We start from the raw sequence: 12,774 nt of genomic DNA, 5'->3' as shown, positions 1-12,774 counted from the left end.
CGGCGCTGACGGCTTGTCGACAACGTACAACGCGGGCGCAAACGGGTGAACGGGTCACACCGCTTCGTGATCTTGCCGGTCGTCCAGCAGCGCCGACTCCGCTTGCCCGGCCAGCCAGCAGGCCGCCTGCTCCAAGCCCCAGCCGAAGCTCCACATGGTGCGCCACGACTCGAACCCGAAGTAGAACCACAGGATCTGCCCGACGCGGGTCCGGTCCAGCCCCGCGCGCAGCCCGCCGAGCTCGACGAGGCGTCCCGCGGCGACGTCGAGCCGCGCCCGGGTGGCGCGCACCGCCAAGTCGGCCGCGGCGGCGACATCCCGGTCGGCCGTGCGGTTGTCCAGCAGGATCGCGAGGATCCGCTGCCGGCGCCGTTGCACCGAGCCCGTGCCCTCGGCCACCACCCGCACCACCGCGCGGACGTCGGCGCACCCGGTGACCACCCGCGCCGCTTCGACGGCTTCCTCGTCGCGGGCGCCGTCCTCGGTCAGGGCGGTCACCAGGGCCGGCTTGCCGCCGACGCTGGTGTAGACGGTGTTCACCGCCACCCCGGCGGCCTCCGCGACGGCGGCGACGCTCGTGCGGGCGTACCCGCGCTCGGCGAACAGCGCGGCGGCCGCGTCGAGGATCGTCCGGCGGGTGTCCTGGGCGTGCCGCTCCCGCACCGATGACCGGTAGTCACGTGCAGTCATGGGCCGATGCTACCTCCCTACATTGAGAGTATGGTCGTTACTATGAATATGGGGAGACTCCAGTCGACTGAGCCGGTCCGTGACGACGTCGTGGTCGTCGGAGCGGGGCCGGTGGGCCTGTGGACAGCGGCGGAGCTGGGCCTGGGCGGCGTGCCGGCCGTGGTCCTGGAGCGGGCCGCCGGGCGCAGCCCGCACTCCAAGGCGCTGGGCGTGCACCCGCGCACCCTGGAGGTGCTGGCGATGCGCGGGCTTGCCGAGCGGTTCCTGGCCGAGGGGACGCCCATCCCGCGGTGGCACTTCGGCATGCTGGACACCCCGATCGACCTCTCCGTGCTCGACACGCCCTACCCGTTCATGCTCGCCCTGCCCCAGCGCCGCACCGAGGAGCTGCTCGAAGAGCACGCGCTCGCGGCGGGGGCGCGGATCCTGCGCGGCCACCGCGTCACGGACCTGACGCAGGACGAGGACGGCGTCCGGCTGGAGGTGTCCGGACCGGACGGTCCGTCCACGCGCCTCGCGCGTTACGTCGTCGGAGCCGACGGCGTCGGCAGCGTGGTGCGCACCGCGGCCGGGATCGCCTTCCCGGGCACCGAAACGACGTTCCACAGCTACCTCGGTGAGGTGCGGGTGACGTCGGAACCGGTGCGCAGCGCCCACAACGAGCACGGCGCGCTGCTGTCGGTGCCCCTGCGCGACGGCCGCTACCGGATCTCCGGGGTGGACAAGGCGACCGGTCACCAAGCCGGCCCGTTGACCCTGGAAGCCCTGCGCGAGGCCACGATCCGCGTCGCCGGGAGCGATTTCGGGATGCACGACCCCAGCTGGCTCACCCGGTTCGGCGATGCCGCGAAGCTGGCGGAACGCTACCGCCACGGCCGGGTGCTGCTCGCCGGCGACGCGGCGCACCGGCACCTGCCGGCCGGGGGAGTGGGCCTCAACGTCGGCGTCCAGGACGCGATGAACCTCGGCTGGCGCCTGGCGGCGGTCGCCCGGGGTGACGCGGACCCGGCGCTGCTGGACGCCTATAACGACGAGCGTCACCCGGTCGGGGAGCAGCTGGTCCAGCACACCCAGGGCCAGTCGGCGCTCATCACCGCCACCACCCCGGACGGGATGGCCCTGCGGGCGGTGCTGAGCGGGCTCATCGCCGAGGTGCCCGAGCTTTCGCTGGCGCTGGCCCGCAAACTGTCCGCCCTGGACGTCGCCTACCCGGCCACCGGTCACCCGCTGACCGGCACGCGCGTGCCGGTCGCACAGCCGTGGCCGGTGCTCCTGGTCGACGCGGCCGCACCGATCCCGGCGGCCACCGCGGCCGCGGTGAAGCGGGGAATCGACGTCGTCACGGCGCCGATTCCGTGGACCACCGCGGCGGTGGTGCTCGTGCGTCCGGACGGACACGTCTGGTGGGCCGCGGACGAGGTGGACGACGAGCGGATCGCCGCGGCGCTGGCCGACGTCGGCGTCCGGTTTCCTGAACGGCCCGCTTCGGTCTAGGCCTTGCGCCGCTTCGGTTTGTCCTGCGGCGTCTTCTTCGTCGGTGTCTTCGGCGGTGCCAGGAGGGTCGGCATGAGGGCCACCGTCTCGGCGAACGCGTCGTTGTCGCCGAGGACCCGGGCGAGCACCAGCGAGCCCTCGATACGCAGGAAGACATCTCGGGCGGCACGCATGGCGTCGTCCGGGCGGCGGCCCGCGCGTTGTGCGGCTTCGGCCATCGCGTCGATCCACGTCTTGGCCAGCGCCCGGGCGTGGTCGCGCAGCCGCTCCGGGGTGCCGGCCAAGGTCATGGTGTCGAGGACGCACGACAACGCACCGGCGCCGTAGAACTGGCCGAGCCGGTGCGCGGTCTCCGTGATGCCCTCGGTGACGTCCGGGTCCTCGCGCATCGGCGCCAGTATCCAGAGGAACCGCTTGCCCACCTCGGTGAGCACGGCGTCCGCCATCCCTTCCTTGCCGTCGGGGAAGCGGTGGTAGAGGCTCGCCCGCTGGAGGCCGGTGGCCGCCGAGAGGTCGCCGATCGCCGTTCCTTCGACGCCCTTCTCGCGGAACACCTTGACGAGCAGGTCGATCAGGTCGGCTTCGGTGATGGAGGGGGGTCGGGCCATACCGGCTAGTTTACCGAACTTTCGGTAAACCAGCCGGAGGGTGCTACTTCTTGAGCCGCCGGCTCCCGGCGTGCCAGTCCTCGGTCTTGCCCGTCTCCTGCGTCGTGACACCGAACGACGGCAGCTGCGGGCGCTCGCGCAGGCTGCGCTTGAGCTCGGCGAAGCCGGGGAACCGGGCGAGGCCGACGACGTGGTCCCACAGCGCCGCGGCCTGGTCCTCGTCGGGCAGCCTGCTGATCACCGGTCCGAAGAAGGCGACGCCCTCGGGCGGTTCGAAGTGGACGATCGGCGTGCCGACGTCCTTGCCCGTCAGAGACAGCGCTTCGTCGGACTCGGCTTGGATCTCGGCGTCGCGGGTCGTGTCGTCGAGCGCGTCGGCGAGCGACGTCGGCAGGCCGGCTTCGGTGAGCGCGTCGGCGGCGAGGCCGGGGGTGCCTTGCCAGCCGGGGGTCTTGCCCTCGTCGGGCCCGGCCTCGAGGATGCGCGCGCCGAAGGCCGCGTAGAGCGGGCCGATCGCCTCGCGGCCGTGCTTCTCGCGGACCGCCGACGCGACCCGCAGCAGCCGCAGGCCCGCGGTGTGCTGGGCGTCGTACTCCGGGGGGAAGTGCGTGTCGTAGTCGAGGTGCGAGTTGATCAGGCGCAGGGAGATGAACCGCCAGTCGACGGTGTAGTCGCGCTGCGCCTGGACGATCCGGATCCACTTGCTCGTCATCCACGCGAACGGGCAGGTGGGGTCGAAGTAGAAGTTGATGTCGGCGTTTTCGGTGCTCATGTTCCTCGATCCTGGGTCGGATGGTGGTGGCCGCTCAGTAGACGAAGCTCGGCCAGCCGCTCACGTAGTTGATGAAGCGCTCGCTCAGCCCGCCGGTGCGCAGGTACTGCGCCGTCACGGGAAGCTGCGCACTGTCGTACTGCGGGTTCGCCTTCACCTGAAGGGGGAAGTCCCGCTGGAGGATGCCGGCCCGGCCGATCAGGACGAAGTCGCAGCCCTCGTCCAGCAGCTGCCCGGCGCGCTGGGCGCTCATGATCTTGCCCGCCGCCCCCACGCGCACGCTCTTCCGGGGAAGATCGGTGAAGACACCGAGCATGCTCCGCCCGCGAAACGCTCCTTCCTGGACGAGCTGCGCGGAATCCCACAGGGCCAGGTCGAGGTAGTCGATCAGTTCCCGGTCGAGCACCTCGGCGGTGATGTCCCGCAGTTCTTCCAGATCCAGCCCGTAGCGCTCGACCGACAGTCGCCAGCCGATCTGGAAGTCGGGGCCGCAGGCCCGGCGGATTCCGTCGATCACCTCGATGGTGAGGCGCGCCCGGTTCTCGGTGCTGCCGCCGTACTTGTCGGTGCGGTCGTTGAGCAGCGGGGACATGAACTCCGACAGGATCCACCCGAACGCGCCGTGGACGGCGACGCCGTCGAACCCGGCCCGCTCCGCCCGCACGGCGGCGGCGACGAAGCTGTCGCGGATGCGCTCGACTTGTTCTGTCGTCAGCGCTTTGACGCCCGGCACCGTGGAACCGGAGGCAGGAGCCGGAAGCCCGCCCAGTTCCGGGCGGGCGCGGTGGCCGGCGTGGTGCAACTGCACCGCGGACAAGCCTCCTCCCCGCCGGATCGAGGTGGCCATCTCGGTCAGGCCGGGCAGGTGGGCGTCGCTGTGGACACCCAGCTGCCGCTCGAACGCGATGCCGCCGGCCTCGACGGTGGCGGCACACGTCTGGATCAAGGCGTAGTCGCTCCGGGCGAGCTGCCTGATCCACTCCTGGTCGAAGGGGGACGCGGAACCGTCGTGCTCGCTCTGCTGGTTGGTGAGCGGTGCCAGCATGAAGCGGTTGCGCATCGCCGGGCCGTGGGCGAGGGTGAGCGGTTCGAACAAATCCGAAACTGACATGGAATCTCCTGCTGGTGACGATCCCGGCCGCTCGGCGCCGGCGATCGTGGGGACCTCCGTGCCGCGGACGGCACATGCGTTACCGAACGTACGGTAAAAAACCCGTCCAGGGCCACGTGATGAGCCCCACCCTTGAATATTACCGAACGTACGGTAAAAATGAGGCCGTTCACCTCATCCGATCCCGAGGAGCACGTTCCATGAGCAGTAAGACCGCGGTCGTGGTGCTGTCCGACCCGTCGACCGGCACCGACGAAGCACTGGGCCGGGTGTTCGACGCCCTCGCCACGGCGTGGGAGTTCGCGCAGGGTGGTGAGGCCCTCGTGCTGTTCCAGGGCACCGGCACCCGCTGGCCGGCCGTGCTGGCCGACCCGGCCCACCCCGCGCACGAGCTCTACACGGCGGTGAAGAAGCAGGTGGCCACGGTGGCCTCCTCCGGCTGCACGACCGTTTTCGGGGCGACCGCGGGCATCGAGGCCGAGGAGATCAAGCAGATCGGCCAGAACCAGGCGCCCGGCACCCCCGGTGTCGCGAGCATCCGGGAACTGGTCGAGTCCGGCTACCAGGTCCTGACCTTCTGACGCCGTGACCTCATCGACCGGCTCGCCGCCCACCCGGCGAGCCGGCGGCGAGGTCCGGCGGGATTCCCGAAGCCGGGCGGCTGTCCGGCGCAGCGACGATCCGAAGTGGACGGTGACGATGAACCCCAGCGCACACCCGGCGACCCGCGCCGCGCGAGCGGGCACCCACACCCCGCCCGGCGCAGCCCCGCCCCTGGTGCCGGCGCTGCACCAGAGCACCGTGCACGCCTACCCGGACCTCGCCTCGCTGCACCGGGTCCTCGACGACGAGGAGCGCGGGCAGGTCTACTACCGGTTCGGGCACTACAACGGCCAGGTGCTCGAAGAGGCCGTCGCGGACCTCGAAGGCGCGGCGGACGCGGTGTCCGCCGCGTCCGGCATGGCCGCGCTCACCGGGACGGTGCTCGCCCTCGTCGGGACCGGCGGCCACGTCGTCGCCGACCGCAACGCCTACGGCGGCACCCGCAGCCTGCTCGAGACCGACCTGCCCCGGCTCGGCATCACCACGACCCTCGTCGACGCCGCCGACCCCGGCGACGTCGAACGGGCGCTGACCCCGCGGACCGGGCTCCTGCTCGTGGAGGCGCTGACCAACCCGACGATGCGGGTGCCCGACCTGCCCGCCCTCGCCGCGCTCGCCGCCGCGGCCGGTGCCACCTTCGTCGTCGACTCGACGTTCGCCACGCCCGCCCTGATCCGGCCGCTCGACCACGGCGCCGACCTGGTGTGGCACAGCATCCCCAAGTACCTCGGCGGCCACTCCGCCGCGATGGGCGGCATCGTCGCCGGCGACGCCGGCCTCATCGCGCGGATCCGCCGGTCGATCGTCCACCTCGGCGCCACGCTGGGCCCGTTCGACGCGTGGCTGGCCCTGCTCGGGCTGAAGACCCTCCCTCTGCGGATGCGGGCGCACACCCGCGGCGCGACGGCCGTCGCGGAGTTCCTCGCCACGCACCCGGCGGTCACGCGCGTGCACCACCCGGCGCACCCCGGCCACCCGCACGCCGCCACCGCGGCCCGGCTCTACCCGGGCGGAACGGGCGGCATGCTGTCCTTCGAGCTCGCCGGCGGCCGCCCCGCCGTCGACGAGCTCATCCGCCGCCTCGGGCCGTCGATCCCGCTTTCGCCCAGCCTGGCCGACGTCGCGACGACACTCGTCCACCCCGCCACGACCACGCACCGGTCCCTGGCCCCGGACGACCTGGCGGCCCTCGGGATCACCGACGGGCTGGTCCGGCTCTCGGTCGGCATCGAAGAGCCGGCCGACCTCGTCGCCGAGCTGGCCGCCGCGCTCTAGCGCCGGTCGGCGAGCTTCCGCGCCCGTGCGGTGTAGACGTCGGCGCGGTGCTCGCGCGGGTACGGGGTCACGGTCCGGTTCTGGCCGTGGCTCCGCTTCCCGGTCATGACCAGGGCGTCGCCGTCGGCGGCGGCCAGTAGGCAGTGGATCGCGCCCTCGGCACTGGAACTCGGTGCCGGGCGCGCGGTCGTCGCCGTGCCCGGCAAAGGCACCGGCCGGGAGGTCAAGTCAATCGGAAGTCGCACGAGGGACGCCCGGGTCGTGCTGATCCCGGGCCCGCGGTCCGGCTCGTGATTGACTGGCACGCATGGCCCTGCTCCCGCGTCCGTTCGCCCGGGTCCGCCGGTGACCGCCGAGTCGCCCGCGGCCACCCGGCCGCGCAACCGCAAGCAGCTCATCGTCGAAGCGGCGGGCCGGGTGTTCAGCGAGCGCGGTTACCACGCCGCGTCCATGGAGGAGATCGCCACCACGGTGGGCATCACCGCGGCCGCGCTGTACCGGCACTTCCCGAACAAGTACGCGTTGTTCGCCGAGTGCGCGAACGTCATGGTGGACCGGCTCGTCGCCGCGGTCGACGAGGTGCCGCCCGACGCGGCCTTGGCGGACCTGCTCGCCGCCGTCACCCGGGTCACCGTCGCCCATCGCGCGGCGGGCGGGCTGTACCGGTGGGAGGCGCGTTACCTCGACCGCGACGACCGCCGGGTCCTGAGGGCGAAGTTCGCCCACGTCGTCGCGCGGGTGACCGGGGTGGTGCGGCGCGAGCACCCGCTGCCGGACGAGCACCTGCGGGCCGCGGCGGCCCTCGGCGCGATCGCGTCGGTCACGATGCACCGCACCTCGATCGCCCCGCGCCGGGCCGAGGACCTGCTGCTGGCGGCCGCCCTGCGCGTGGCCGCGACCAGCCCCGCGGCGGCCGTCGGGAGCGCACGCGCCGTCGAGCTGCCCGTCCTGCCCGTACCGCGCACCCGGCGCGCGGAGATCCTCGCCGCCGCCGTCCCGCTGTTCGAACGGGACGGCTTCGCCACCGTCACGAACGGCCGGATCGCCGAGGCCGCGGGCCTGGTCCCGTCGACGATCTACCGCCATTTCCCCGCCAAGGCCGACATCCTGGCCGCGGCCTGCCTGCAGGCCGCGGGGCTGCTGGCCCAAGCGGTGGAACAGAACCTGCACGGGGTGGCCGGCCCGCACGACGCCGTCGTCGCACTGGCGGCGACGTACGTGGCCTACAGCTTCGAGCACACCGCACTCACCAGCGTCGCCGACGCCGAGGTCGCCGGCCTGCCGGCCGCCCTGCAGCGCCCGCTGGCCGTCGCGCAGCGCGAGCACATCGCCGTCTGGGAGCAGCAACTGCGGCTGGCCCGCCCGGACCTCGATCCGCGCCAGGCCCGGGCCCTGGTGCACGCGGGGTTCGGCGTGGTGGTCGAGGCCGGCCGGCGGCTGCGGTGGCAGGACGGCCCGGACCACCGCGCCGCCGTCACCGCGTTGGTCGTGGGGGCGCTGGGACTCCCGGCGCGCCGGTCAGGCGCCGGGCCGGTTCGCGGTGGGGATCACGATGGTGGTGCTCGTCGGTGACGTCCCGTTGTTGAGGAACAGCATCGCCAGCGCGCGCACGAACTGGTCGAACATGTAGAAGCCGACGGGCAGCACGGGCAGCAGCCCCTCCCGGAACGCGATGTAGGTGGGCCACCCGGTGCGGACCAGGGTGGCCGCCGCGTAGTCGCGGGGCAGGGAGAGCCAGTCGCCGATCTTGTCGTTGAGCACGTAGCGCACGAACTCGTTCAGGAATCCGCGCGTGACGCCCAGATCGACCTGCGCGGTCAGGCCGAGCAGGTCCTTGGCCAGTTCCTTGCCCTCGGTCGTCGGGGCGAGGATCGGTGTGAGCGCGTACGCCGACTGCGCGTTCGCGTCGGCCCACGTCTTGGGGATGAACTCGTCGCGCACGCCGAGCAGGTGGATGGCGACCTGCCACATGTGCAGGAAGGCGTCCTCCTCCGCGGCCGTCATCGGCACCTTCCACTCGACCAGCTTCCGGTGCACGAAGGTGCCCAAGCTGTGGAAGGTGACGAGGATGTCGCCGTTGCTGATCGGGATCGGCGTGTCCGTGGCCGCCTGCCAGTGCGCCGACCGCGGCAGCAGGTGCCGCACTGCCGCGTGCACCAGCCGCGTCTTGTTGGCGGTGACCACGAACTGACCGGTGGGTTCGTAGGCGGTCAGCTCGCTCAGGTCGTAGCCGAACGTGAACGTCTTGGCCGCGCGGTCCTTCATGTCGGCACCGCCCGCGGACCAGTAGACCGACTCGGCCTCCCGCGGGATGACCGTGCTCATGATGCCGCTGCCGAGGCCGTACAGCATGAACAGGTAGGTGTCCTTGCGCCGGTTGAAGTCGGCGGCGAGCCGGAGCTTGGCGCGGTCGGCCCAGGCGGGCAGGTTCGCGGCCTGCTGCAGGTGGGCGACGAGGGCGGCCGGCAGGCTGCTGGGCACCGGGTCGTTGTTGTTCGCCCACGACGCCAGCGCGGCGTTGACCGCCGGGACCTGGCCGTTGTCGAGCAGCGATGCCACCAGACCGTCGATCGGGTCGTCCCAGACCTGCCACGGGTCGGCTCCGGTGCCGGTGCCGGCCATCGACCCCGTCGACGACCAGGCCCACGCGGGGGCGGCCGTGCTCGCCACACCCGCGAGCCCCAGCGCCGCACCGAGGGACAAGACACTCCTTCTGCTGAGATTGCTCATTTACATACCTGCTTCCTTGGAGGTGTGTTCGTGCATCTCTGCTGTCTGGCCTGGACTTGGTCTCGCGACGTCGGGCCCGAGCTTGCTCACTGGTGCGATTTCTCATTAACATATCGAAGCCGGGTGCCGGTCAGCAAGGCCGGCGCCGGTGCGCAGGCGTCGAAGGAGTCCCGAGTGACCACAGTCAGCCCGGCCGAGCGGTCGCTCTACGACCAGGACCACGAACTCCTGCGGGACACGGTCCGCGCGTTCGTCGACAAGCACGCCGCGCCCCACGCCGAACGGTGGCGGGCGGCGGGCAAGGTCGACCGCGAGCTCTTCCGGGAGGCCGCCCGCGCCGGGATCCTCGGCTTCTCCATCCCCGAGGAGTACGGCGGGGCCGGGATCACCGACTACCGCTTCAACGCCGTGATCGGCGAAGAGTTCTCGCGCAACCCGGTGTCGGACGGGCTCGCCTGCGTGGCGCTGTCCAACGACATCGTCGTGCCCTACTTCACCGACCTGACGAACGACGAGCAGAAAGCCCGCTGGCTGCCCGGCATCGCCGCCGGCGAGCTGGTCGTCGCGGTCGCGATGACCGAGCCCGGCACCGGCAGCGACCTGGCCGGGATCAGCACCACCGCCGTCCGCGACGGCGATGACTACGTGGTCGACGGCAGCAAGGTCTTCATCTCCAACGGCCAGAACGCCGACCTCGTCGTCACCGCGGTCCGGACCGGCCCGGACCGCCACGGCGGGCTCAGCCTGCTGGTCGTCGAGGCCGATCGGGCGGGCTTTTCCCGCGGCCGCAACCTGGAGAAGATCGGCCTGCACGCCCAGGACACCAGCGAGCTGTCCTTCCAGGGCGTCCGGGTGCCCGCCGCCAACCTGCTCGGCGCGGAGGGGGCGGGCTTCGCCGGCCTGATGCGCAACCTGCCCCAGGAGCGGATCTCGATCGCCGCCAACGCCGTGGCGTCGTCGGAGGGCGTGCTGGAGCGCACCCTGGACTACGTCAAGCAGCGCACGGCGTTCGGCAAGCCGATCGGCTCGTTCCAGAACACGCGCTTCGAGCTGGCGGAAATGGTCACCGCCGTGCGGGTGAGCCGCAGCTACATCGACGACCTGCTGGCCAGGCACTCCCGCGGCGAACTGTCCTCAGTGGACGCCGCGGCGGCGAAGTTCTGGACCACGGAGCAGTACGTCGACATCGTCGGGCGGTGCCTGCAGCTGCACGGCGGTTACGGTTACATGCTCGAATACCGCATCGCGCACGACTACCTCGACTCACGCGTCTCCACCATCTACGGCGGCACCACGGAGATCATGAAGGAGATCGTCGGCCGCGACCTGGGCTTGTAGGTCTCGCTTCGGCGGGGATGCTAAGACTCGCGGCGAGCGAAGAGAACCGCGCCCGGCTTCTCGTCCGGGTGCAGCAGAAACTGGGCCTCGATCCCGAAACCGGCCTCACGCAGCCAGGTCGCCACCTGCTCCGGCCGCCGAAGGTGCTCGGTTTCCGACGGTGACCCATCGCCGACGTGAAAGCCGAGTTGCAGCGGCCCGCCCGGCCGCAGCACCCGGTGGAAGTGCCCGAACACGGCCGGCACCTCGTCGTCGGGGATGTGGATCAACGACCACCAGGCGATCAGGCCGGCCACCGAGGCGTCGGGCAGGGCCAGGTCCGTCATCGACCCCACTTCGAACCGCAGGCCGGGATGGTCGCGCCGGGCCACGTCGATCATCCCGGGGGAGAGGTCGATGCCGAACGCGTCGACGCCGAGTCCGTGCAGGTGAGCGGTGACGTACCCGGGCCCGCAGCCGACATCCGCCACCGGTCCGCCACCGGCGGCCAGTACGTTGCCGGCGAACAGCGCGAGAGCCGTCCGCAGGTACGGCTGCTCGGTCAAGAGGTCGCGCACTTGGTCGGCGTAGCTGACGGCGATGGTGTCGTAGGAGGTCCGGACGTCGCCCAGCCAGTCGTCTGTACCCATGATCCGCACGGTAGCCCACGATCCGTCGGCTTGACCGGCTTTGGCGACCGGATCGGCGAACACACCGCCGGCGACGGCGCCCAGGAAGATCCACGAAGCCCGTGAGCACGGGATGCCCGCGCAGTCCATCGGCGAACTCGCGCCGGAACCCGGCCTCGGCGACATGATCAGCGACCAGGAGATAGAGGGCGGCCGCGCACCGCTGGTTCGGCACCAAGGCGGAATCCGCCACCGGCCTTTGTGGCCACGACGTCCGGGCGCACTGACCCGGCGAGGGAAACCAGGCCACGGACGAGAACCGGCCCGGTTGTGGCGAATCCGACTCGGACTAAGCCGAACCGCGGGGCCGGGCGTGGTGGCTTCATGAAACCGAGAACAAAAGTCTTCGCTGTCATCACGTTCCTATTGTCCGTGGTCTTCACCGGTGCCACGCCGGCGCCGGCCGCCACGGTGCAGACCGTCGAAGTCGCCGCGCCGGTGGCCAGTGGCCTTCCGCCCTACGTCGCCTTCATCAGGCCCGTCACCGCGCAGCGGCTCGCTTCCAGCTGGCACGAGGGCTGTCCCGTCGGTCCCGATCAGCTGCGGCTGATGAGCCTGCGGTTCTTCGGCTTCGACGGTGCGGTGCACCAGGGTGAACTGGTCGTCAACGCCGATCGCGCCGTCGAAGTCGCCTACGCATTCGGCGACCTGTACGCCGCCCGGTTCCCGATCGAGCGGATGGAGACCGTGGAGAAGTACGGCTCCGACGACGACGCGTCGATGGCGGCGAACAACACCTCGGCGTTCAACTGCCGGGCGATCACCGGCGGCACCGCGTGGTCCAACCACTCCTACGGGCGCGCCATCGACGTCAACACCGTGCAGAACCCCTACATCTCCGGCAGTGGCGCGATCTACCCGCCCAACGGCGCGCCCTACGCGGACCGCACGCTGGGCGCGCCGGGCATGATCCACGCGGGCGACGCCACCGAGCGCGCGTTCAGCACCCGCGGCTGGACCTGGGGCGGCTCCTGGGACACCCCGATCGACTACCAGCACTTCGAGAAGCCCTGACCCCGTAAGGAAAACCGAAGGAACGGACCACACTCAGGACCGCCGCCGGCCGGATCGGCGGCGGCCCTGGGCGGGTCGTCGTGGCCGCGCGGCGCTACGGTGTTTCCCTTGGCGAGAGGGGGAAACAGGGCGATGACCGACGAAGCGGACGAGTGGTACGCGGTGCGTTGCGTCTTCCGGTGGACCGAGCCCGACGACCGGCCGTACGAGGAGCGGATCACGCTGTGGCGCGCGGTCGGCCTCGACGCCGCCATCGCGCGCGCCGAGGCGGAAGCCCGGGAGTACGCCGGGAACAGCGGTGTCACCTACCTCGGGCTGGCCCAGGCGTACGAGACCGGGGAGAAGGACCTCACCGAGGGCAGCGAGGTGTTCTCGTTGCTGCGCACCAGCTCCTTGCCGCCGGAGGTGTACCTGGACCGGCACTTCGACACCGGCGGCGAACACCAGGGCGCGCGCTGACCGGCCGGGCCG

At 71.6% G+C, this 12,774-nt stretch carries 14 protein-coding genes; 7 read left to right on the top strand and 7 right to left on the bottom strand.

All coding sequences use genetic code 11. The features are described from left to right. Positions 1 to 54 precede the first annotated feature (54 nt). On the bottom strand, positions 55 to 690 hold the full coding sequence (locus MUY22_RS42490) for a TetR/AcrR family transcriptional regulator (protein ID WP_247053008.1): 636 nt from the start codon (positions 688 to 690) through the stop codon (positions 55 to 57). Positions 691 to 738: 48 nt separating this feature from the next. On the opposite strand from MUY22_RS42490, the gene MUY22_RS42485 reads away from it, so the two are divergent. Then, positions 739 to 2,184 (top strand): FAD-dependent monooxygenase, encoded by a 1,446-nt coding sequence (locus MUY22_RS42485; protein WP_247053006.1) that lies wholly within the window; start codon positions 739 to 741, stop codon positions 2,182 to 2,184. On the opposite strand, the gene MUY22_RS42480 is transcribed toward MUY22_RS42485, so the two are convergent. The 3 genes from MUY22_RS42480 to MUY22_RS42470 are packed head-to-tail and all read right to left on the bottom strand — an operon-like array spanning position 2,181 to position 4,675. After that, complete coding sequence (locus MUY22_RS42480) at positions 2,181 to 2,792, bottom strand: TetR/AcrR family transcriptional regulator (protein ID WP_247053004.1); 612 nt, start codon at positions 2,790 to 2,792, stop codon at positions 2,181 to 2,183. The two genes, MUY22_RS42485 and MUY22_RS42480, sit on opposite strands and share 4 nt — an antisense overlap. A 43-nt stretch (positions 2,793 to 2,835) precedes the next feature. Then, positions 2,836 to 3,564, bottom strand: a complete 729-nt coding sequence (locus MUY22_RS42475; RefSeq protein ID WP_247053002.1) for a hypothetical protein — start codon at positions 3,562 to 3,564, stop codon at positions 2,836 to 2,838. Between the two features lie 34 nt (positions 3,565 to 3,598). Then, positions 3,599 to 4,675: an NADH:flavin oxidoreductase gene (locus MUY22_RS42470; protein WP_256475004.1), complete on the bottom strand. Its 1,077-nt coding sequence runs from the start codon at positions 4,673 to 4,675 to the stop codon at positions 3,599 to 3,601. Positions 4,676 to 4,875: 200 nt separating this feature from the next. Here MUY22_RS42470 and MUY22_RS42465 point away from each other — a divergent pair, with 200 nt between their 5' ends. After that, positions 4,876 to 5,256: a hypothetical protein gene (locus MUY22_RS42465; protein ID WP_247053000.1), complete on the top strand. Its 381-nt coding sequence runs from the start codon at positions 4,876 to 4,878 to the stop codon at positions 5,254 to 5,256. A gap of 118 nt (positions 5,257 to 5,374) precedes the next feature. After that, complete coding sequence (locus MUY22_RS42460; RefSeq protein ID WP_247052999.1) at positions 5,375 to 6,553, top strand: PLP-dependent aspartate aminotransferase family protein; 1,179 nt, start codon at positions 5,375 to 5,377, stop codon at positions 6,551 to 6,553. On the opposite strand, the gene MUY22_RS42455 is transcribed toward MUY22_RS42460, so the two are convergent. Further along, positions 6,550 to 6,765 (bottom strand): hypothetical protein, encoded by a 216-nt coding sequence (locus tag MUY22_RS42455; RefSeq protein ID WP_247052998.1) that lies wholly within the window; start codon positions 6,763 to 6,765, stop codon positions 6,550 to 6,552. The two genes, MUY22_RS42460 and MUY22_RS42455, sit on opposite strands and share 4 nt — an antisense overlap. Before the next feature lie 133 nt (positions 6,766 to 6,898). Between MUY22_RS42455 and MUY22_RS42450 the strand changes: the two genes are divergently transcribed. Beyond that, positions 6,899 to 8,125 (top strand): TetR/AcrR family transcriptional regulator, encoded by a 1,227-nt coding sequence (locus MUY22_RS42450; RefSeq protein WP_247052997.1) that lies wholly within the window; start codon positions 6,899 to 6,901, stop codon positions 8,123 to 8,125. Here MUY22_RS42450 and MUY22_RS42445 read toward each other — a convergent pair. Then, on the bottom strand, positions 8,072 to 9,283 hold the full coding sequence (locus MUY22_RS42445) for an oxygenase MpaB family protein (protein ID WP_247052996.1): 1,212 nt from the start codon (positions 9,281 to 9,283) through the stop codon (positions 8,072 to 8,074). The genes MUY22_RS42450 and MUY22_RS42445 overlap by 54 nt on opposite strands. Before the next feature lie 174 nt (positions 9,284 to 9,457). Here MUY22_RS42445 and MUY22_RS42440 point away from each other — a divergent pair, with 174 nt between their 5' ends. Further along, entirely contained in the window at positions 9,458 to 10,621 is a 1,164-nt protein-coding gene (locus MUY22_RS42440) for an acyl-CoA dehydrogenase family protein (RefSeq protein ID WP_247052995.1), read from the top strand. A 20-nt stretch (positions 10,622 to 10,641) separates the two neighbouring features. On the opposite strand, the gene MUY22_RS42435 is transcribed toward MUY22_RS42440, so the two are convergent. Next, complete coding sequence (locus tag MUY22_RS42435) at positions 10,642 to 11,250, bottom strand: class I SAM-dependent methyltransferase (RefSeq protein ID WP_247052994.1); 609 nt, start codon at positions 11,248 to 11,250, stop codon at positions 10,642 to 10,644. 363 nt (positions 11,251 to 11,613) lie between these two features. Between MUY22_RS42435 and MUY22_RS42430 the strand changes: the two genes are divergently transcribed. Both MUY22_RS42430 and MUY22_RS42425 read left to right on the top strand, forming a co-directional pair. Further along, positions 11,614 to 12,303 carry a M15 family metallopeptidase gene (locus MUY22_RS42430; protein WP_247052993.1) on the top strand — a complete coding sequence of 230 codons (690 nt, stop codon included), beginning with the start codon at positions 11,614 to 11,616 and terminating at the stop codon, positions 12,301 to 12,303. Positions 12,304 to 12,435: 132 nt separating this feature from the next. Beyond that, entirely contained in the window at positions 12,436 to 12,762 is a 327-nt protein-coding gene (locus MUY22_RS42425) for a hypothetical protein (protein WP_247052992.1), read from the top strand. The last annotated feature ends 12 nt before the right edge of the window (positions 12,763 to 12,774 follow it).

Source organism: Amycolatopsis sp. WQ 127309, from assembly GCF_023023025.1.
GTDB lineage: Bacteria > Actinomycetota > Actinomycetes > Mycobacteriales > Pseudonocardiaceae > Amycolatopsis.
The sequence above is the reverse complement of the archived record's forward strand: the minus strand, read 5'-3'. Positions and strand labels throughout refer to the sequence as shown.

What these genes read in the sequence shown, in the direction of transcription:
- MUY22_RS42445 (WP_247052996.1), bottom strand. Translation starts at nt 9,283, where the DNA reads ATGAGCAATCTCAGCAGAAGGAGTGTCTTGTCCCTCGGTGCGGCGCTG.
- MUY22_RS42425 (WP_247052992.1), top strand. Translation starts at nt 12,436, where the DNA reads ATGACCGACGAAGCGGACGAGTGGTACGCGGTGCGTTGCGTCTTCCGG.
- MUY22_RS42475 (WP_247053002.1), bottom strand. Translation starts at nt 3,564, where the DNA reads ATGAGCACCGAAAACGCCGACATCAACTTCTACTTCGACCCCACCTGC.
- MUY22_RS42485 (WP_247053006.1), top strand. Translation starts at nt 739, where the DNA reads ATGGGGAGACTCCAGTCGACTGAGCCGGTCCGTGACGACGTCGTGGTC.
- MUY22_RS42470 (WP_256475004.1), bottom strand. Translation starts at nt 4,675, where the DNA reads ATGTCAGTTTCGGATTTGTTCGAACCGCTCACCCTCGCCCACGGCCCG.
- MUY22_RS42460 (WP_247052999.1), top strand. Translation starts at nt 5,375, where the DNA reads ATGAACCCCAGCGCACACCCGGCGACCCGCGCCGCGCGAGCGGGCACC.
- MUY22_RS42480 (WP_247053004.1), bottom strand. Translation starts at nt 2,792, where the DNA reads ATGGCCCGACCCCCCTCCATCACCGAAGCCGACCTGATCGACCTGCTC.
- MUY22_RS42435 (WP_247052994.1), bottom strand. Translation starts at nt 11,250, where the DNA reads ATGGGTACAGACGACTGGCTGGGCGACGTCCGGACCTCCTACGACACC.
- MUY22_RS42430 (WP_247052993.1), top strand. Translation starts at nt 11,614, where the DNA reads ATGAAACCGAGAACAAAAGTCTTCGCTGTCATCACGTTCCTATTGTCC.
- MUY22_RS42465 (WP_247053000.1), top strand. Translation starts at nt 4,876, where the DNA reads ATGAGCAGTAAGACCGCGGTCGTGGTGCTGTCCGACCCGTCGACCGGC.
- MUY22_RS42490 (WP_247053008.1), bottom strand. Translation starts at nt 690, where the DNA reads ATGACTGCACGTGACTACCGGTCATCGGTGCGGGAGCGGCACGCCCAG.